This is a genomic window from Brevibacterium sp. RIT 803 (assembly GCF_016892625.1).
GTDB lineage: Bacteria > Actinomycetota > Actinomycetes > Actinomycetales > Brevibacteriaceae > Brevibacterium.
Window position 1 is genome coordinate 759,617 of the sequence record NZ_JAFEMW010000001.1, and the last position, 19,349, is coordinate 778,965.

At 62.6% G+C, this 19,349-nt stretch carries 19 protein-coding genes; 9 read left to right on the forward strand and 10 right to left on the reverse strand.

Annotated elements, in window-relative coordinates; all coding sequences use genetic code 11:
- Window positions 1-175: 175 nt before the first annotated feature.
- From JTF07_RS03475 to JTF07_RS03490, 4 genes are read left to right on the forward strand one after another with little or no spacing between them, the layout of a single operon-like run.
- Window positions 176-1,147: a glycosyltransferase family 2 protein gene (locus tag JTF07_RS03475; RefSeq protein WP_204232908.1), complete on the forward strand. Its 972-nt coding sequence runs from the start codon at window positions 176-178 to the stop codon at window positions 1,145-1,147.
- Window positions 1,147-2,670, forward strand: coding sequence for a polysialyltransferase family glycosyltransferase (locus JTF07_RS03480; RefSeq protein ID WP_204232909.1), 1,524 nt, complete (start codon window positions 1,147-1,149; stop codon window positions 2,668-2,670). Before JTF07_RS03475 ends, JTF07_RS03480 begins: the two co-directional genes overlap by 1 nt.
- On the forward strand, window positions 2,667-3,824 hold the full coding sequence (locus JTF07_RS03485) for a polysialyltransferase family glycosyltransferase (protein WP_252199242.1): 1,158 nt from the start codon (window positions 2,667-2,669) through the stop codon (window positions 3,822-3,824). The genes JTF07_RS03480 and JTF07_RS03485 overlap by 4 nt, the downstream gene beginning before the upstream one ends.
- Window positions 3,811-5,118 carry a DUF6716 putative glycosyltransferase gene (locus tag JTF07_RS03490; protein WP_252199243.1) on the forward strand — a complete coding sequence of 436 codons (1,308 nt, stop codon included), beginning with the start codon at window positions 3,811-3,813 and terminating at the stop codon, window positions 5,116-5,118. Before JTF07_RS03485 ends, JTF07_RS03490 begins: the two co-directional genes overlap by 14 nt.
- 52 nt (window positions 5,119-5,170) lie before the next feature.
- On the opposite strand, the gene JTF07_RS03495 is transcribed toward JTF07_RS03490, so the two are convergent.
- Together JTF07_RS03495 and JTF07_RS03500 are read right to left on the reverse strand one after the other, a co-directional pair.
- Window positions 5,171-5,797 carry a hypothetical protein gene (locus JTF07_RS03495; RefSeq protein ID WP_204232910.1) on the reverse strand — a complete coding sequence of 209 codons (627 nt, stop codon included), beginning with the start codon at window positions 5,795-5,797 and terminating at the stop codon, window positions 5,171-5,173.
- Between the two features lie 29 nt (window positions 5,798-5,826).
- Window positions 5,827-6,999, reverse strand: a complete 1,173-nt coding sequence (locus tag JTF07_RS03500; protein WP_204232911.1) for an MFS transporter — start codon at window positions 6,997-6,999, stop codon at window positions 5,827-5,829.
- Window positions 7,000-7,101: 102 nt separating this feature from the next.
- Here JTF07_RS03500 and JTF07_RS03505 point away from each other — a divergent pair, with 102 nt between their 5' ends.
- Window positions 7,102-7,776: a MerR family transcriptional regulator gene (locus tag JTF07_RS03505; protein ID WP_204232912.1), complete on the forward strand. Its 675-nt coding sequence runs from the start codon at window positions 7,102-7,104 to the stop codon at window positions 7,774-7,776.
- A gap of 164 nt (window positions 7,777-7,940) precedes the next feature.
- Here the strand turns inward: JTF07_RS03505 and JTF07_RS03510 are convergent, their stop codons facing one another.
- Both JTF07_RS03510 and JTF07_RS03515 read right to left on the reverse strand, forming a co-directional pair.
- Window positions 7,941-8,756, reverse strand: coding sequence for a CPBP family intramembrane glutamic endopeptidase (locus tag JTF07_RS03510; protein WP_204232913.1), 816 nt, complete (start codon window positions 8,754-8,756; stop codon window positions 7,941-7,943).
- Window positions 8,757-8,848: 92 nt separating this feature from the next.
- Window positions 8,849-9,253 (reverse strand): DoxX family protein, encoded by a 405-nt coding sequence (locus tag JTF07_RS03515; protein WP_096157423.1) that lies wholly within the window; start codon window positions 9,251-9,253, stop codon window positions 8,849-8,851.
- Window positions 9,254-9,356: 103 nt separating this feature from the next.
- Between JTF07_RS03515 and JTF07_RS03520 the strand changes: the two genes are divergently transcribed.
- The gene (locus tag JTF07_RS03520; protein WP_096157424.1) at window positions 9,357-9,938 is read left to right on the forward strand and encodes a TetR/AcrR family transcriptional regulator; all 582 of its coding nucleotides are present in this window, start codon (window positions 9,357-9,359) and stop codon (window positions 9,936-9,938) included.
- 536 nt (window positions 9,939-10,474) lie between these two features.
- Here JTF07_RS03520 and JTF07_RS03525 read toward each other — a convergent pair.
- The 4 genes from JTF07_RS03525 to JTF07_RS03540 form a co-directional block, all read right to left on the reverse strand.
- Window positions 10,475-10,837 carry an iron chaperone gene (locus JTF07_RS03525; RefSeq protein WP_096157425.1) on the reverse strand — a complete coding sequence of 121 codons (363 nt, stop codon included), beginning with the start codon at window positions 10,835-10,837 and terminating at the stop codon, window positions 10,475-10,477.
- Between the two features lie 296 nt (window positions 10,838-11,133).
- A complete protein-coding gene (locus tag JTF07_RS03530) occupies window positions 11,134-11,646 on the reverse strand; it encodes a GtrA family protein (protein WP_204232914.1) in 513 nt (170 codons plus the stop codon).
- A 70-nt stretch (window positions 11,647-11,716) separates the two neighbouring features.
- On the reverse strand, window positions 11,717-13,282 hold the full coding sequence (locus tag JTF07_RS03535) for a hypothetical protein (RefSeq protein ID WP_204232915.1): 1,566 nt from the start codon (window positions 13,280-13,282) through the stop codon (window positions 11,717-11,719).
- A complete protein-coding gene (locus tag JTF07_RS03540) occupies window positions 13,279-14,295 on the reverse strand; it encodes a glycosyltransferase (protein WP_252199245.1) in 1,017 nt (338 codons plus the stop codon). The genes JTF07_RS03535 and JTF07_RS03540 overlap by 4 nt, the downstream gene beginning before the upstream one ends.
- 375 nt (window positions 14,296-14,670) lie before the next feature.
- Here JTF07_RS03540 and JTF07_RS03545 point away from each other — a divergent pair, with 375 nt between their 5' ends.
- From JTF07_RS03545 to JTF07_RS03555, 3 genes are all read left to right on the forward strand, one after another.
- The gene (locus JTF07_RS03545; RefSeq protein WP_204232916.1) at window positions 14,671-15,666 is read left to right on the forward strand and encodes a methionine ABC transporter ATP-binding protein; all 996 of its coding nucleotides are present in this window, start codon (window positions 14,671-14,673) and stop codon (window positions 15,664-15,666) included.
- Entirely contained in the window at window positions 15,666-16,340 is a 675-nt protein-coding gene (locus JTF07_RS03550) for a methionine ABC transporter permease (RefSeq protein ID WP_204232917.1), read from the forward strand. Before JTF07_RS03545 ends, JTF07_RS03550 begins: the two co-directional genes overlap by 1 nt.
- Before the next feature lie 74 nt (window positions 16,341-16,414).
- Window positions 16,415-17,251, forward strand: coding sequence for a MetQ/NlpA family ABC transporter substrate-binding protein (locus JTF07_RS03555; protein ID WP_204232918.1), 837 nt, complete (start codon window positions 16,415-16,417; stop codon window positions 17,249-17,251).
- A 223-nt stretch (window positions 17,252-17,474) separates the two neighbouring features.
- On the opposite strand, the gene JTF07_RS03560 is transcribed toward JTF07_RS03555, so the two are convergent.
- Window positions 17,475-18,374: a serine hydrolase gene (locus JTF07_RS03560; RefSeq protein WP_204232919.1), complete on the reverse strand. Its 900-nt coding sequence runs from the start codon at window positions 18,372-18,374 to the stop codon at window positions 17,475-17,477.
- Window positions 18,371-19,312 carry a LysR family transcriptional regulator gene (locus JTF07_RS03565; RefSeq protein ID WP_204232920.1) on the reverse strand — a complete coding sequence of 314 codons (942 nt, stop codon included), beginning with the start codon at window positions 19,310-19,312 and terminating at the stop codon, window positions 18,371-18,373. The genes JTF07_RS03560 and JTF07_RS03565 overlap by 4 nt, the downstream gene beginning before the upstream one ends.
- Window positions 19,313-19,349 lie beyond the last annotated feature (37 nt).

Consider the following 19,349-nt stretch of genomic DNA (forward strand, 5'->3'; position numbering starts at 1 on the left):
CCGGGTGAATTCGCGCTGTCTGAACCGTCAACCTCGGCGCAACCCACCGTTCGCTTAGGAATTCTACGATCAATCGAATGCGAACCACACAACCCGTCCGCACAGGAGAACACGTGCATGCACCAGCGCACGCGACAAGCTCCATGACAGAAGAGCACCACCGCGAAAGGACCCAATGACAGTCCCAGTCGTCAGTGTCATCATCGCTGCGAAGAACGCCGAGGAAACGATCGGCGGGAGCCTGAAGAGCCTGGTCAACCAGCGCTTCACCCGTGACGAACTGGAAGTCATCGTCGTCAACGACGGGTCCACCGATGACACCGCAGGAGTCATTGCCGAATTCGCCGATCACCTCAACCTGGTGACCATCCACAACTCGGAGTCACGCGGAGTCTCCACCGCCCGCAACACCGCGCTGGAAGCTGCCACAGGTGAGACGATCACCTACCTCGACGGCGACGACTGGTACGCCCCTGGCCATCTGCGCTCCCTGACGGATTCGATCACCGGTCTGGGCGTGGACTTCGTCAAGACCAACTACCTCATCGTCAACGGCTTCAAACGCAAACTGCGCACGGCCCCCTGCCTCACCCACAACACGGCACTCAACCCCAGGGATTTCATCCTCCCCCACGATGCCTCGACGATGGTCGACTTCCCCGAGTGCTGGACCGGCATCTACTCCCGGTCCATGGCGCAGCGGGGTCTGCTCGAGTTCAACCCGGCCCTGCGGACCTGCGAGGATCGCCCCTGGACCTGGCGCCACCACCTCGAGACCGACAGCTTCGCCGTCGTCGACACCGCCGGCCTGTGCTATCGCAAGGGCAGCACCACCTCGTTGACGGCGATCTTCGACGAACGTCAGCTCGACTTCATCCCCGCCTTCCGCTCCGTGTTCGCGATGCTTGAGGAGAAGCCGGAGTTCCGTCGCTTCGAACGCAAGGCCGTCCGCAACTTCCTCTCCATCCTCTACTTCCAGATCCACAACCGCGGCTCCTCGATGAATCACGAGGTCAGGTCGAAGCTCAACGTGGGTGCGGTGAACACCTTGCAGGGCGTCGACAACGACATCATCGACCAGGCCCTGCACAACTACGGGGAGCACCGACTGCCCGTGATCGAGTCGATCGTCAGGAGGGCCCGCTGATGACCCAGATCATCCAGATCTCCACCCAGTACCAGCTCGCGAACATCGTTGCCCTGATCCGCGCCGGACGCCTCGGTGAGGCGAAGGAGCGGCGGATCCTCGTCATCGCCAACAACTCCTTCGCCCCTGAACTGACGCCGGCCGCCGATGACATGCCCGGCTCGGCCAGCCTGCTGACTCACTTCGATCTCATCGTCGACTGGAACGCCACCGTCTGGCCCAACCACCCGAAGGCCTTCGGCATCTCCGGCGAACGTGCCCCGCTCATGCAGCGCTCGCTGCGCTCGGGATGGGCGATCGCCGATGACGAGCCCATCGATCTCATCGTCGAGTCCCTGCCCGGTCATCCGGCCGGTGTCCTCACCCAGATCTTCACCACGGCGAGGATCTCGGTGCACTCCGATGGGCTGATGAGCTACGGCCCGATCCGCAATCCGCTGTCCTTGCCGCAGTACCAGCGGCTGTCGGCGATCTACTACACGGATCTCCTGCCGGGCATCACCCCACGTCAACTAGCCGAGCACTCCCCCGATCGCGTGGCACTGCCGGCAGCGGACCTGAAGTCGGTCATCGATGACATGGCCGCCGAGGTGGCTCCTGAGTTGGCGGCGGCGGATCTCACCGATCTGATTCCGGACTCTGCGATGGTCCTCGGCCAGTACCTCGCTCAGATCGACCTCATCACCGCCGAGGAAGAGCTGGATCTGCACCTGCAGATGATCGATGAGGTCAAGGCGCGAGGGCTCTCCACCGTCATCTTCAAACCTCACCCCACCTCGGCGAGGACGACGACCGAGCCCCTGCGCAAGCGCAGTCACGAACTGGGTCTGGAGTTCGTGCTCGCTGACGTGCCGCTGCTGGCCGAGATCGTCATCGCCACCACCCAGCCACAGCTCGTCGTGTCCTGCTACTCGACCGGGCTCGCGACCGCTCGCGCACTCTTCGGGACCGCCACGGCCGCGATCGGCACCTCGATGATGCTGCAGGTACTCACCCCGTACCAGAACAGCAACCGGATTCCCGTGACGATCGTCGATGCCCTGCATACGGGTGGATATGTCCTGCCCGGGGACCTCGCCGAGGTTACCGATGCCCCCGTGCACGCGATGTCCGCCACCGGTCAGATGGGATCCGGCGCCCCGTTCTCGGGGTCGCAGGCGTACGGCACGAAGGACCTGGGTCCGCTCATCGACGCCGTCACCTACTGCATGCAGTCCGAGACCGCTTCCTACCTGCGAGGCAACGCGATCGAGTTCCTCGAATCGGCCCTTGGTGATGAGGACATGAAGTACTTCAAACGCAAGCGCCTGTCGAAGCTGGACCTGCCCGGACAGTTGGAGATTCCACCGCATCGCAAGGGGCTCAGCTCAGCCAAACGGCGTCTACGCACCCAGGCAAAACGCGCTCAGCACACCCTGAAGGCCTACGGGATCTCCATCGATGGCCCAAAGATCGTCCCGAAGGTGAAGTCAACACTGAGCTCGAAGCTGAGTGTGAAACTCAGATCGGAGCCGGACCGATGATGTCCAAGAAGGGTTCGACGAAGAAGGACCCGAAGAAGAAGCAGAGCAAGAAGCAGCCGGATAAGCAGAAGTCAGCTGAGAAGAAGTCAGACCCGAAGGAAGACGAGGTCACCATGACTATCACACAGGATGCGCAAGCCCCCGCACAGAAGACGAAGAAGGCGAAGAAGATTCTGTTCGCTTCGATCGCCTTCGTCGAATCTCCCCTGCAGTTCCTCTCCGCCCTCGAAGCCCACGAACCGGACGAGGACCTGCTGATTCGGGCCCGAGCCAATGCGAAGGGCATGACTTCCTTCCTCGATGCCTTCGACTCCGCCTGGCTGCCGAAGAACATCACCCTCGAACGTGTCGGAGCCAAGCCCGGAGTCCTACGCAAACAGGTCTTCGATCGCATCTACATCGGCGATGCCTGCTCCGGGCAGGTCCATAAGGCACTTGCGCTGGCCTACCTGGAACGTCGCATGCCCGAGGTCGTCATCCTCGACGACGGTCTGGCCACCTACTCGACCATCGAGATCCTCACCGCCAAACGCGGACCCCTCGTGCGTCCGCGGCAGAAGCTCAAGGCCTCGCGCGCGGTCATGTCCGCACACGTCGCGGACCGGCTTCGTGGTCTGGCACCGGCAGGGAAACTGCGCTGGCACACCGCACTGCCGGTGTCGAAGACCATGCGCAAGGCCTTCCTCAAAACAGGTGCGGAGATCACCCGCCATAAGTTCGAACACCTGCAGACCCTGCCCACCGGCGGCAGCCACCCGAGGGACAACCCAGTCATCGGCTCGGCCCTGGTCGCCGACGGACTCATCCACGCCGATGCCTACCGCGCCTGGCTCGAAGAGCTCATGGCCAACGGACCGATCACCTATTACCCGCACCGCCGCGAGACCGACGAGTTCCTGGCCGAACTCGACCGTGACGAGCGCGTGCGCATCAAACACGTTGGTCTGCCGATTGAGCTGCGCCTGGTCAATCTGCCGCCGAATTCCATCATCCGCAGCCTGCCCAGCACCGCAGCGATCTCCCTGTCGACACTCAACCCGGACGTGACGATCGCCGTCACCGAGATTCCGGCAGAATGGTGGACCGGAGCCTCAGCCGATAGTCTGCGTAAGTCCCTCAATGCCCAATCGGTCAAGGCAGATGTCGACTCCTGAACCACCATCACACACGGATCGCGCCCCGCGCACTGATCCACCGGTTTCGTCGACCGCTGACGCACCGATCCGGATCGTCTCTGTCTCCGACTCCGAGTCCTACCTCAAATGGGCGACCCAGCTGCTGAGTTCTCTGCCCGGTATCGAGGCCCATGTCTACCTCATCGACAGCCCGATCCTGCCCACCTCTGAGCAGATCATCCACTCCATCGCCGGCACCGCCTGGGCTGGCCGCAGCATCCCCGTCATCAAGCGCACCGACGTAGCTCACATCATCGCCGATCATCATGCCGACATCGTGCTCGGGGCCGCCACCGGCCCGATCGTCGCTCAGCTCTTCCTCACCGCGCACCTGCTCGAACAGCGCCCTGCTCTGGTCTCGGGCCTGCCCGGCATGGGGCTGCCCGCCAGCTGCAAGGGCATGAATTATCGCCGGCTGATGGATGCGTTCATCACCCATTCCTTCGCCGAGGTGGCGCAGTACACCGAGGTCAGTGCACTCACGCAAGTGCCCTGTGAGATCTACCTGGCCCGTCTGCCGATGCTGCGCTCAGTGGGGATCCCGCAACGTGCCGGGATCCCCCAGCCAGCCGTCACTGGTGGAGCCCCCGAGCCCCTCACACAGGTCGGCGTCCCCCAGACACTCGTGTTCGCGCCGCAGGCCAAGGTGCCCGCAACACTCGACGATCGCGAGGCGATCGTTCGTTCCCTCGCCGAATTCGCCTCTCGTCACGAAGGCTCGAGCACCATCATCAAAATGCGTTCCCGGCCGGGTGAGCACGAAACTCATCACGAACAGCACTCGTACTTCGACATCCTCGAATCCCTGCGTGACCAAGGCATTCCAGGCGCCGATCGCATCGGGCTCGGCTATGGTCCTCTCGACGAGTTCCTCGTGCCGGGTGCCGCGCTGGTGACGGTGTCATCGACGGCGGCTCTGGAAGCCTTCGACCGTGGCATCTCCACTCTGTTGATCTCCGATTTCGGCTTCGACCGTCACCTGCTCAATGAGGCCTTCGCGGACTCCGGCGCTACGGGGACCCTCGCCGAGGTCGCAGCCGGGACAATCGGCTTCCCCACTTCGGCGTGGTTGGCTCAGAACTACTTCCATTCCGACGACGGCAGAATGCATCATCATCTGGCGTTGCTGGCCGCACGTGCCAGGGCCGGTCAGCTGCCGAATAGGCGCAGTGCAGTGTGGAGGCAGAAGCGACTTCTCATTCGGGCGGAACTGCGGACCATAGCTCCCGCCCCGGTCATCCGCGCCTATCGGAAGCTGCGGTACTCGCGCTGAAATCCGGGCTAACCTCAACGGACTGACTGCCGAGCAATGACTCGCCGAGGTGTCAGTGGAGGAGAGGCCTCAGGTAGATGACTTCGATGGCTTCAAGGAAGCCGGCGAGGACGAGTATGGCGATGATGACGGGATAAAGGCGTGCGTTGTCTTGGATGCCGGTCCGGTATCCGGCCCACGCTGAGAAGTATCCGTGTCGCCGGTGCCCGAGAGTCTTTCGCCAGAGAATGACAGCGCCGAGCGCGGCCAAAATGTAGGCCTGGAATTCGATGATGACTATCGGTGCGTGGGGGATGAGCGCGAGCGCTTCGCCAGAGGAACCCGGGGCGAGCCACATCCCGATGAGGCCGGCACGCCCCACCGTTGCGACGACTGCGAAGAACGGGATGATGAGAGAAGGCAAGGTAGTGGTGAGCACGGCCGCGAATAGAAGGTTCGCGGTAAAGGTGAGGAGGGCTGCCGCGATGACGTTGCCGGAGGCGTAGGCGTCGACAACGGCCGAGAGACCGGGCAGGTCAGTGAAAGCCGTCAACCCTTCGACTCCTTCTTCTCGCATTCCCGGTATGAGCGAGGTTACGGTCATCATCACGACCAGCGCGCCATAGGTTGCGACGCTGAGGAGGATGTAGGTGCGCCAGTTCTCTCGCAGCGTCGTTCGTAGGTTCCTCAGAGTTTTCATGGTGTTGTCCCTTATGTCGTCAGTCGGCGTCAGGCTTCGGCCTGGCCGAGTCGGCGGAGGCGGGGGGTCAGAAGAGCGGCGATGGCCGCGAGAATCCACAGGCCCGCGAGAGCGACGGCGGCCAGCTGGATGCCGCCGGCCTCAATGAGTACGGCCGCGGCTCCGATGCCCAATGCAGGGACCAGGACCATCAGCGCGTTCTGAGCGCCGAGCACCGTTCCGCGTTGGACGTCCGGAACGTTTTCGACGAAGGCCAGTCCAATGACAGCGTTCATGGCGCCGCCGCCGATGCCGGCCGCGACCGCTCCGGCGAAGATGGACCACACCGGGCCGAGGATGGCGATGATCGAGAAGCCTGCCGCAACAAGGATCAGACCAGCGATGAACCAGATACGGCGCGGGATGCGATGGCCGAGGGCGGCGAAGATTCCACCGCCCACAAGCAAACCGGCGGCTAGGGCGCTGAGGACGAACCCGACGAACTGCGGTTCGCCCTGGACGGCGAAGTGGACAGGCATGACCATTCCCTGAGTGGCAGCCAGCACAATCGCCAGGGCCAGGCCGAGCAGCACGAGTCCACGCAGCAGCGGCGAACGGACTATGATCCCCATGCCGCGGAACATCGACATCGCAGAGGTCGAGGAAGGGGCCTCGACGGTCTCGCCGACGAACACGGCCGCGCGAGGCGGGATGACGAGGGTGAGCAGCGCCGCGGATACCGCCAGACCTGAGGTGATCCATAGCACTGAGACCGGTTCGAGAGCGGCGACGAGGATGCCAGCGACTCCCGGTCCGAGCAGCAGCGATGCCCCGGACAGCGATTCCCGGATGCCGATCAGCCGAGAAGGGTCGAGCTTCGCCGCCTTCGCGATCGCTGGCAGCATCGCCTCTCGTGCGGTGATGCCGGGGACGTCCCCAAAAGAATTCAGAATGGCGACGGCGATGAACCAGCCTAAGTTCAACCCGATCGTCAGATGCACGATCGGCAGAATGAGCAGAGCCACCGCTGAGATGACATCGGAGAGGATGGCGACGGTTCGGCGGTTGATCCGGTCAACGAGCGCGCCCATCAGCAACCCGGCAAAGGCCGCGGGCACCGCGGAGGCTATCGCCACGACACCCGCACCCACAGGGCTGCCGGTGGTGAACAGCACCACCAGTGGCAATGCGATCGCGGTGATCGAGTTACCTAAGAGCGACATGGCGAAAGAAGCAAGGTAAAAGAAGCGAATACGTTCCATATCGTCTATCTGAAACCGTGACGCCACGTCGTGGTCAAGTCGACAGTTGTAAGATGACTACCGATGCGCATCGGAGAACTCGCGGATCTCGCCGGCGTGACTGTCCGGACTATCCGCTACTACACCCAGAAGAGTGTCCTTGCCGAGCCTGAACGCCGCGCCAACGGATACGGGGATTACACGGTTGACCACCTCGTCGCTTTGGTGCGGATCCGTCAGCTCACCCAGTCTGGTCTTTCTCTGGAGCACGCTGGCGCCGTTGTCGCTGGCTTTGGCGCGTCGGGGGACGAGACCCTCGACGAGGTTGATGCAGCACTTGGTCAGCGCATCGCGGCCCTCACCGCCCAGCGGGAGCGCCTGGCCGCAGCACGCGCTGCCGGACGCATCGGGCTGTCAAAGTTGGCCGCTGCGCTCGTCACGACACCGTCGGATGTCTCTGCCTCGACCCTCTTCGCTCACCTGTACGGAGACGACGAGCGCGCCGATCGTCTGGCCGAGACACTGCAGTGCCCCGAGGTGCGATCCCGGCTCGTTGCAGCGCAGACGCAGTTCGAGGCCATCGACGAGAACACGACTACCGCCGAACTCGACGATCTCGCAGCGGACATTGAGGGCATCGTCTCGGAGTTCCTCAGCCAGGTGCCGACCGTCACGGAAAGGGAATCCAGTCTGCTACTCACACTCGCAGAACGTGACATGAACGACCGGCAGCGCGCCTTCGTTCGTCGTTTCGCCTGAGGTTCTGCGCGGGCCGGCGCCGCTGTTCTCATCGGCAGAGAGGAGATGCTCCCCACGGGGGCGCCTACCCGCCACCTGGGGCGGTCAGCTGCCTCGCACAATCGCATCACGTTTGCCTACTCAGCGGCCAGGTCGATTTCGTCCCGGGCGTAGGAGCATTGCCATTACTCTCTGAGACTCACCCATCCGAACGGAACCGACTGGACCCAGCTCGAGATCGCCAACGGAACGACCAGCGCTGTGGCGTTGTTGACCCCATGAAGGATGACCCCGGGCCAGATCGAGCCCGACCACGTGAACAGCAGGGCCGCGAGAACTCCGACGACGAAAGCGACGGGAAAGACGGGGTTGATGCCGTGGGCAACGGCGAAGATCAGAGCGCTGAGCGGGACCGCCACCCACGCCGTGAGTCGAGCAAACAGCACGTTGGCGACCACACCGCGAAACATCAGTTCTTCACCGATCGGCGTGACAATGGAGCCAGCGACGAGCGTCAGGACGAGGAATCCGGCACTGCCCCGAGCAGCGGATTGATAGCTGGTCTGAACGTTCTGGGCGTCCCCTGTTGCCGCGATGTACACAAATGCGGCAACCACCCCCAGCAGATAGGCCGCGAGCCCGAAGCCGACACCCATCCAGAGGAAGCGCGGTCGAGCTCTACGGATCCCGAAGATACTGAGCCTGCGGCGTCGAACGAGACATGCGGCCAAGAACGCCACGATTCCCATGGCCCCGGAGACGAACAGTCCGACAACGCCCGTCACGGCATCGTCTGCGATCAGCGGCAGGAGCAGGAACACGAGCCCATACGTAGCCAGGTACGCGAGGACTGCGACGACCAGCTCGCGCCAGCCCGGCGCCACACCGGCTGCCGAGACGCGTTCTGGGACGGCTCTGTCTGGGTTGGGGCGCGGAGCAGTGTGCCGAGGAGAGGGCTCTTTGGTCGTACGGTCAGCATCTCCTGGGGAGTACACGGTCATATCTGTCCTTCCTGGCGAGAGGTTCGGCGGGTCGCATTCTTCGTCGGCGCGAACAGAAGAGTCCGGACGGTACTCTCCCCCGGCAGTGTGCATCAGCGACGAACAATCTGAATCAGAGCAACGGTGTCATAGCGACGGAACCAGGCCACGATACATACCAGCCCCAAGGTAAGTGCAGGAATGACGACCAAGTTCGGAGTGACTAGGGCACTCAGGATCGTCGCGCCGATCATGAGCGGGACTTGGCAGATCGAAGCGAGGCCGCACAACCGGGGGATCAGCAGAGCGATTGCCCCAGCGAGTTCCAGCCATCCGACGACAACCATGCCGGGGATACCGAGCCCAATCAAGTCGAACGGCGCGACGGCGATCGGGTTGCCCATCGCCTTCGGAAAAGCCATGAACCCGAAGATAAGGGCCAGCAATACTTGCATCGCCCAGAGGGTGATCGTGCCGGCGACGGGTCGAGTACGGGCGGAGGGCAATGTTGTGGTCATGTCGGCTCCATTCGTCATAGTCAGTTAGCACGTTGTGCTAATCGAAGACTAGCACAACGTGCTAGCATGATGTTGCTTCAATTCGGGGGGGGGGGGAGAAATCATGAGCACACAACGCAAGATCCTGGACGCGGCCACATCGATGGTTCAGGAGGGAAGAGAGCAACGCCTGACTGTCCGTGCAGTGGCTGCACGGGCTGGGGTCGGGATGGGAACTTTGCGACACTACTTCCCGACGCAACGAGTTTTACTCGATGCCGTACTTGCCTCGATGTATGACTCGGCAATGCCCGACGATCGCATTCACGACACGGCGCTACCGGCAAGACAACGCCTCGTCGACAATTTGGGCAGGCTCGTCGCTGCCATCGGTACAGGAGATGAGGCCCGGATTCGATGGAGCGAGCTGTACCGGAACTACATCAGTCCAGAAGCTCCTGACGACATCCGCGCGACACACATTGCCTTTGAAGAACAGGCCGCGCGCCGCGTGGAGACGTGGCTCGCAATCCTCGTTGAGCAGCGGGCGTTGGAAGAAGGTGACAACAGGGCCAGGGCGCATTTCCTTCTCAGTGTGGTCAATGGCCTCGTCGTCAGCAGAGCGCTGCCAACTGCAGAATCGGCTCTGACGCGTGAGATCGACACGCTGAGGCTTGCCACGCAGGCGTTGCCCTTCACGAAATAGTCCTCCGAGAATTCTCCAGGTCCTGGTGTGGCCAGTCGGCTTCCTGTCGAATGTCGTCGTCGCTCCGGAATTCATGCCCGACTGGCTAGGCGCGGTTGCAGCGTGGAATCCCATATCGGCAACAGCGACGGCAGCCAGGGAACTGTTCGGCAACCCCACAGGCGTCACAAGTGGATGGCTGACTGATTCAAGCCTGCTTGCTGCAATCGCTTGGCCATTGGCAATCACCGCCGTGTTCCTGCCCTTGTCGGCTCGCGCCTATCGTCGCTTGAGGAAGTAGTTGTCGACGCACCTCATCCCTGGTAGCCGAGGTGTTGCAAGTCTGCTGAGCAGGAGGCTCTCAACCAGTTTCATAGCCGGTCGCCTCCTGCTCGCCGACCATCAACATGGCCTGAGTTCTCGAATCTGTGTTCTGCCGCAGGAAGCTCGATGATCGTCAGATCACCTTTGCGCGCACGAACACTGTCGACGAACATGTCCTGAGCCCAAGCGAGGTCTTCGCATTCGTCGCCCATGGACGGCCATATGGGGATTGTTCATTGTCGGTTTTCGTCAATCTGGCGCTGGTGGAAGCACACGAGGTCCTCGATCAGGTCGGTGGGCAGCGGCTTCGCCAGCGTGAACTGAATCGCGTGCACAGTGGTCTTGTAGTCCTCTAGTCGGTCCTTGAACTCTTCGATCGCCCAAGACGAGGGGAATAGGCTCATGTGTTTCTTCGAGGCGGTGAAATATACCAATGCGCGGTCTTTGTATTTCAGTGTTGGCATGCGGTAACTTATCGACTCTTCAACGTTCGGCACGAGCTCGGTTACGAGCGCACGAATCCGTTGTAGCTCCGCTCGGAACGCCGGATCAACACCATCAAGATATTCGTCGACGGTCGTCGCCTTTTCACTCATCACATTTCCCCTCTATTTGCTCGTAGTCCCGCAAGCAACGATGCACTACTTGCTCCGTGCTCCATCGGAACGTTTGAGGACTTCAGGTCCTGCCCAAGTAGGACTCCGCTGTCTTCATTACCTGTGCCTCCACACCAGTCGCTGATGTTCCCGCTTCCTGGTTTGCCCAACTATAGGCTTCGGCTCCCAGTCGCGTCAGTCCTCGCTACGGCACAACGGTGGAGCGCCGAAACGACGGTGCCCGCACAGGAGGCTCGAAGCTCCACCGTTGTGTCGATGAAGTCAGCGCTGCAACCCTACTGACGGTCGTCGGGAACGGTGCGGGGCTCGTCCAGCTCCACAACCACCTCGGCGTCCCGGGAGGCATCCTTGAACACCCACGTCCGGTAGGCGTAGAAGCGGAAGATCATGGCCAGGCCGACACCGATGATATTCGTCGAGATGTTGTAGGTCAGCTGGTCACGCATGTCGAACAGGTACCAGGTCACGCCCAACGGGATGACGGAGATGGCCATTCCGGCCAGGTTGACGGCCGCGAAGAGCAGAATGCCGCGCAGGTTCGAATCGGTGGTCCGGTCCCCGTAGGTCCAGAGCTTATTGCCGATCCACACCACGATCATGGCGATGATGGTGGAGACGATCTTGGCCTTGATGGGGCTGCCCTCGAGCAGTGGGGGGATCGATCCCAGGCCGTAGGCGAGGACGTTGGAGAGTCCCACGTCGACGATGTATCCCAAACCACCGACAGTGAGAAACTTGAACGCTTCCGCCGCGAGGCGCCGCACACGGGCCGACAAAGACTCTTTCATTACAGTCACCGAGTCTAATCGGCCAGGTTTCGGACTCGCTGAATGTCCTCGATCGCGGCGTGCCCGGTGATCACGGGGCCTTCCCCGGATCTGAGGCGTCTGTGGCTGCAGGCGATTGCCGACCTCCAGATGTTTGCCGGGTCGCCGGTGCTCGCAGGACTGCCGGACCTCGCTGAGCCCGCCACATCGCCAGGACGAAGAGCAGTGCGGTGGTCACGGCGAGCGCCGGCCAGAACGTGTACCGAAAATGGTTCGACGGGACGATCGGAAAGTATCCGAACACATAGAACAGCGCCGAGGTGGACAGCATCGTGATCTCGGGCCAGAAGGTCCGAGCCCCGACAGCCTTCACCGACCTCGCATGTCGGGCTCGTGCGCGGTAAGCGAAGATCAGGAGGAGACCTGCGAGAAGGGTCCAGAACCAGGGCTTGAACAGCATCGGGAACGTGTCGAGTGCGAAATCCTCGACATAGGGCTTGACGATGTAGTCGGCCTTGACGCCCCCCTGCTTGAGACCGGCCTTCGCCGCGTCGAAGTGCCACTCGGCGGGCCAATACTCGAGGGCCGAAGAGAAGAAGTAGAAGGAGAATACGGCGGATCGGTACTCGACATAACGGAGCGGGTGGGTGATGACCTCGCTCAACCACAGGTCCTTCAACTCATCCTGGTGGGCGATCGGTTCGAAATCTTTCCCTGTTGCGCCCTTGCCGTAGCAGTTCCAGTAGGCGTCCCAGATCTCGCCCTTGTCCAGGCATTTGTCTCTGGCCGTGCTGATCTTGTCTTTGAGCTCGGCTGGGGCGTCCGAGGCCTGGAGATCGCCGTTGGGCACGGAGAACATGACGTCGTCGAGGAAGATCTGCGAGATCTGACCGGTCGCCGCCACGTCCTCCTGGGATTCGATGGCCGCATCCGTGGCCTTGAGGCCCGCGCCCAGGACGATGAGGACCAGCAGCGAGGCCACTGCTGTGGCCACCCCCCGCCGTGCGGCGAACCGGGCACCGGCCCCTCCTGCGAACGTGGCGAAGCGTCGACTGCTGCGCAGCCGCTTGACCATCAGGTATCCGATGTACACGGCGATCGGGACGATGGCGAAGATGGCGTTCTTCCGCAGACCGAACGCATACACGAGCAGCACCAGAGCCGGAATCCAGAGCAGCCACGTCTTCGGGATGAATCGGGTGATGATGAGGAGAACCACGGCCAGCAGTATGGCCACAGCCATCTGCGTGTCCTTCCACATCGTCGTCATCTGCGACACCACCCACGGGGCGGCCATGATCGCCGGCCCGAGCAGCGACACCCACCGAGGTGCTCCCCATCGGTGCACGATCACACCGAGGCCCCAGCAGGCGAGCGCGAGGATGCCGACTTGCAGGACGAACAGGCTTCCGGCTGCACCGGTGATGCTGATGAGACCTCGCCACACGGCGCTCATCACCGGCGGGTGCCAGTCGGAGAACGGGATATCGCCCGTGGCTTGGGCATACTGGTTGCCGATGTCGACGTTGGCCCGCCCTGGGAAGAAGAGCTTGATGAAGACCAGGGAGGGCGCAAATGTCAGCAGCGCGAGGAAGACGTCCCAGGCAAGCGCCGAGGCGAGGAAGCCTCGCAGCTTCGGTGGTTTCGGTGCCGTCATGAGGCGAGCGAGGTCCTCGTTGCTGGCGACTGCCGAAGCGTTTGCCGCGGCAGGTCTCGTTCCGAGGTGCTGGCTTCAGGCACGCTGACCGCCGGTAGCCCCAGGTAGGCCAACCGCGAAGTCTCCCGCCTAGCACGGCGCAGACCGTCCAAGGTCAGTCCCACACTGCCGAGCAGGAAGGCCAGTCCCATGAGGGCAGCGGCCAGGATAGCCGTCGGGAACCTGGGCACCAGTCCGGTCTGCCAGAACTCCCAGACCACGGGCAATCCGAACAGCAGAGACAACGCGGCCAGGATCGTGGTGATGACACCGTAGAACAGCCTCGGCCGCTCGTGTCTGACCAGTGCGGAGATGAGGCCGAGGATGCGGAACCCGTCTTTGAACGTCGAGAGTTTGGACTCGCTGCCGTCAGGACGGTCACGGAAGTCGATGGGCACCTCGGTGCTGGGCAGACGCAGCGACATCATGTGCACGGTCAGCTCCGTCTCGATCTCGAAGCGCTTGCTGATCGCGGGGAACGACTTCACGAACCTGCGGGAGAACACCCGGTAGCCGGAGAGCATGTCGGTGACCTGGGATTGGAACAGCCACCCGGTGAGCCGATTGAACATCATATTCCCGGCTTCGTGGCCTGGCCGGTAGGAGGTGGACTCCTGATTGTCCTGGCGCACCCCGAGCACATGGTCATACGGCCCGGAGACCAGGGTCTCGATCATCTCGGGAAGGTGGGAGGCCTCGTAGGTGTCATCGCCGTCGATCATCACGTAGATGTCGGCCTCGATATCGGCGAAGGCACGCCTGACGACGTTGCCCTTGCCCGGTGAGTTCTCCTTGCGAACGATCGCGCCCGCCTCGGCGGCTCTCTGCGAAGTCAGGTCGGTGGAGCAGTTGTCGTAGACGTAGACGGTGATCCCGGGGACGGCCTTCTTCAGGTCGTTGACCACCGTCGCCACCGTGATCTCCTCATTGTGGCAGGGGACGATCGCAGCGATCCTGGTGGTGTCCTCGAGCATGCGGTATTCCTATCGTCGTCCTCGCCAGACCACTGTGCCGAGACAGCAAGCGGCCATGAGCCTTAGCTACTCAGGAATACGGGCGCGAAGTGACGGTGAGGTTACGAGAACGCGAACTGCGCCGCGGCTTTCCCTCAGCTTCCGCCAACGTTCACACTCTCGTCACTTCCCCCGCCGAGGTTGTCCACCGAACCCGCCGAGGTGGCCCATCACACCGAAACCGCGTGTCCTTGGTCACGAACGGCTGGTTGTGCGTCTTTTTATGACGCCCGTGCCCGAGGCAGAGCGGCCTTCTTGACATGCTGAATCATCGGCGCTACTGAACCGTAGGCTCATGTCGCCATTCCCCCATCCCACCCACAAGAGGAGACGCCTGTGATCGAGCTGCGCAGTCTGCGGAAGGTGTTCGGAGACACCGTCGCTCTGGAGGAGATCGATCTGTCGGTCCCCGCCGGAGAGATCCATGGCATCGTCGGCCGCTCCGGTGCCGGCAAATCCACGCTCATCCGGTGTCTGACCGGACTCGAACGTCCGAGCTCCGGCACTGTCTCCATCGACGAGGTGGACATCACCGACCAGTCCGGTTCGGGACTGCGCGAGGCTCGCCGCAGCATCGGCATGGTCTTCCAGCACGTGAACCTCCTCGATTCACGCACCGCCCTGCACAATGTGGCCCATCCACTCCAGATCGCCGGCGTCTCCAAGTCCGAACGTCTGGCCAAGGCCCGTGAGCTCCTCGAGATCGTGGGTCTCGGCGACCGCGCCGACAACTACCCCGCCCAGCTCTCCGGCGGACAGAAGCAGCGCGTGGGCATTGCCCGGGCGCTGGCTGCCGAACCCAAGGTTCTGCTGTGCGATGAGCCCACCTCGGCGCTGGATGCCACCACCACGGACCAGATCCTGGGCCTCATCCGCTCCCTGCGCGATCGCCTGGGCATCACCGTCCTCATCATCACCCACGAGATGTCCGTCATCCGCGAGATCTGCGACTCGGTGACCCTGCTGGCCGATGGTCGCGTGGCCAAGACCGGCAAACTCGCCGAGGTGATCTCCGAGCCCGGCTCGACCCTGGCCAAGGATCTCGTCCCCCTTCCGCCCATCGGCCTCGATGACAAGGGTACGGCTGAGGGTTCCGAGTCCGGGGCTGTCCGACTCGTCGAGGTCTCCCTGGCCGGCACCAGCCTGCCGGATGTCCTCACCCGCGCCCAGTCCGTGGGAGTCGGTGCCGATGCGATCCTCGCCGGTGCCGTCGAGACCATCGAGGGCAGACAAGTTGGGCGGATCCGCTTCACGGTCGGCTCTGCCGCTGCGTCGAAGGAACTCATCACGGCCTTGGAAGCCGACGGAATCTATGCGGAGGTGGCAGCCTGATGAACGACCCCATGTGGTTCGACAACCCGGCGATCACGCAGCAGATGCTGCCTGCAACCATCGAGACCCTGCTCATGACCCTGTGGTCGACCGGGCTGGCCGTCCTCATCGGACTGCCGCTGGGAATCTGGCTGTTCACCAGCTCAAAAGGCGGGCTCAAAGCGCGCCCCGTGCTCTACCGAGTGCTGTCGATCATCGTCGACATCACGCGCTCGATACCCTTCATCATCCTCATCATCGCCCTCATCCCCTTCGCCCGCTTCGTCGTGGGCTCGGCCCTGGGCTGGCAGGCGACCGTGGTGTCGCTGACCATCGGTGCGATCCCCTTCTATGCCCGCCTCGTCGAGAACTCCCTGCGTGAGGTCTCGGAAGGGAAGGTCGAGGCGGCATTGATGATGGGGGCGTCGAACGGACAGGTGGTCCGGCAGGTCTACGTCCCCGAGGCGAAGCCCGGCCTGATCGGAGCGGCAACGGTCACCTCGGTGACCCTGGTGTCCTACACGGCCATGGCCGGTGCCGTGGGCGGTGGCGGACTCGGTGCACTGGCAATCTCCTACGGCTACCAGCGCTATCAGGCGGACACCATGATCGCCTGCATCATCGTCCTCGTCCTCATCGTCACACTCATCCAGTTCATCGGTGACCGCATCGCCCGCGCTGTCGACCACCGCTGAGGCTGCACCACCTGAAATCTCGTCACTGAAACGAAGCACGCCACTCTGACGACTCACTGAAATCAAGGAGAACCATGAAGACCAAGCTCATCGCCATCGCTGCGAGTGCGACCCTGCTGCTCTCGGGCTGCGGCCTCGTCGGCGGCGGTTCTGATTCCGTCGGCGAGAAGGACGGCGACATCACCAAGCTCACCGTCGGTGCCACCCCGGTGCCGCAGGGCGACATCCTGAAGTTCGTCGATGAGAATCTCGCCGAGGATGCCGGCCTCGACATCGAGGTCACCGAATACACGGACTACACGCTGCCGAACAAGGCACTGTCCGATGGTGACATCGACGCCAACTACTTCCAGCACAAGCCCTACCTCGACTCCGAGGTCGAAGGCCAGGGCTACGAGCTCACCGCATTCGACCCGATCAACCTCGAACCCTTCGCCCTGTTCTCCAACGACATCAAGGACGTGGGTGACCTGCCCAAGGGTGCGAAGATCGGCATCAACAACGATCCGGCCAACCAGGGTCGTGCACTGAAGATGCTCGAAGAGGCCAAGGTCATCACTCTCAAGGACGGTGTCGACGCGGTCGATGCGAAGCTCTCCGATGTCGAGGGCAACCCGAAGAAGGTCGAGTTCGTCGAGGCCGACGCCGCTCAGCTGGCGCGCACCCTCGAAGACGTCGATGCCTCGGTCATCAACGGCAACAACGCCCTCGAAGCGGGACTCAGCCCAGCTAAGGACGGCATCCTGTTGGAGAAGGCCGAAGACAACCCCTACGGCAACTTCCTCGCCGCGCGCACCGCGAACAAGGACGATGAGAACATCAAGAAGCTCGACGAGCTCCTCCACTCCCCCGAGGTGAAGAAGTTCATCGAGAAGAAGTGGTCCGACGGATCGGTTCTGCCGAGCTTCTGAACCCACCCCGCCTCATCTGCGATCTGAGCAGTCACTGGAATCAACGGTTGGCGCCTTCTCTTCGAAATCTTGACGATCTTCGAAGAGAAGGCGCCAACCGTTGAGCACATTTCCGAACGGATCGGGTCTGAGGTTCGGATCTGTTTTGAGTGAGCACAACCGGGACAGGTGACTCGATCAGTGATTGCATGTTGGCCGAGGACTCGCACGAGGCAGAAAGACCTCATCTGAGCGAATCGTGCAGTGCCCGAGCGGCCGCCCCAAGAGCCGCCTCCGCAGCCGGCTGCACAGCGGCCGGGTTTCTCGACTCGCTGAGGACGACGACAGCGATCGTCTGCCCATCGGCGTGCTCGACAACTCCGATCTCGTGCCGAAGGTGGAGCAGAGTCCCCGTCTTCGATGACCACCGAGCCGCATCGGACATAAGGTCAGGTGCCAAGCGGTGGCGCACGACGTTGCCTGCCATGAGCTCACGCAAGCGGGAGGCAACCGCAGGACTGATGCGATCGGGACGCCACAGCTGAGCAAGAAGTTCTGTCAGCACGGAGGCTGTGGCAACATTCGCCTGCGCAGAGTCGAGTTGCCAGATCCTATGGCCTGCTCCGGCTGAGAGACCCGCGTGCGCAAGCTCGAAGGCCAAGTGAGCCTCCGGAGACGGAAGACTCTCCAGCGGTGTCCTCACAAGAGCATCGAGATGGTGTCTGACCTGGATCTCGCCGAACCCCAGGTCCACGAGTTCGCGTTGGACCATTTCGATGGGCACAAGCTGGAGCAGAGCATCGGTGGCCGTGTTGTCGCTGAAGCACACCGAGAGCATGAGCAGGTCATCAACGGCAATCCACGCAGGATGGCGAAAGCGACTCGCGCCCGTCGAACTCGCCGGCTTGAATCGGCCAGGTTCAACGAGCACCTGATGATCAGCGTCCAGCTTCCCACTGGCGATGCGGCTGAGCACTGCGAGGGCAATCGGAACTTTCACAACGGAGGCCAGCGGCAGGGAAGCGTCGGATCCTACTGAGATCTCAGCCTGCGAGTCGAGGTCCCTGACCACGATCCGGGCCCGCAATCCGGCTGCCTCGAGCTGATCACCGACCTCCCTGACGAGGTGCGCTGCGGTCGTCATCTGGCCTCCCCTGCCGCAGTATCACCGAACGCCGGCTCAGCCTCAGACGCACGGTTCGGGGTGCCACCCAGGCAGTCTGCGATCTCCTCACCGAATTCCCCGAGCGCCGAGGCATCTTCTGCTGAGGTGGCCGAGAGCACATATCCTCGCTCCACAACGGGGTCGACCAGCGGGGACCACGAGAGACCAAGCTGCCTGGCTTCATCGATAGGGCAGATCAGCAGATCACCGTCGGCGAGGACTCCAGCGACAGCTGCGGGATCAGAGGGCCCGACGACCACCTGATAGGGAAGAAGACCGGCTTCTTCGGATGCTCTGCGGATACGACCTCGCACGTGCGGGACATCATCTTCATTGAGCAGCCTCAGCCTCTGACCGGCCAGCCTGGCTCCGCTTCCTGGAATCGGCGCGCGAGATCGTCGCAGATCGGCAACGCGCACAGCAGGCAAGCTCTCGGAACGGTGGGCGCACCCCAGCTGAACCGTCCATCTCCCCTCAGCCGCGGGAACGGATCGAAGCGCTGCTCGGACTCGTCGAGCAGAGAGGTCCTCGACTCTTCGTCTCGGCGGGCCGGGATAGAAGTCGATGCGCAGTCCACGAGTATTCGCCGAGGCGGCCAGTACAGCAAGATTTCGGGTCGAGCACGAGTCGGGCACCGCCAGAGACACCGGCCGCAGCTTCGCCCGGTCGGCATCGAGCATCATCTCGTCGGCCAGCTCGACCAGCCGAGCAGCAGAGGACAGCATGTCCCGCCCGAACGGTGTGAGACTCACTCCTCGACCGGTCCGCTCGAACAGGCGGGCTCCGAACTGTCTCTCGAGTCCGGCAATGCGACGACTGGCCACCGGCTGCGGAACACCATTCGCCGCGGCTCCGAGCGTCATACTGCCGAGTTCGCTGACCGCAGTGAATGTGCGACAGGCTTCAACGAGGTCCATCACCTCATGATATGCGTTTTTGATATGGATATGTAAG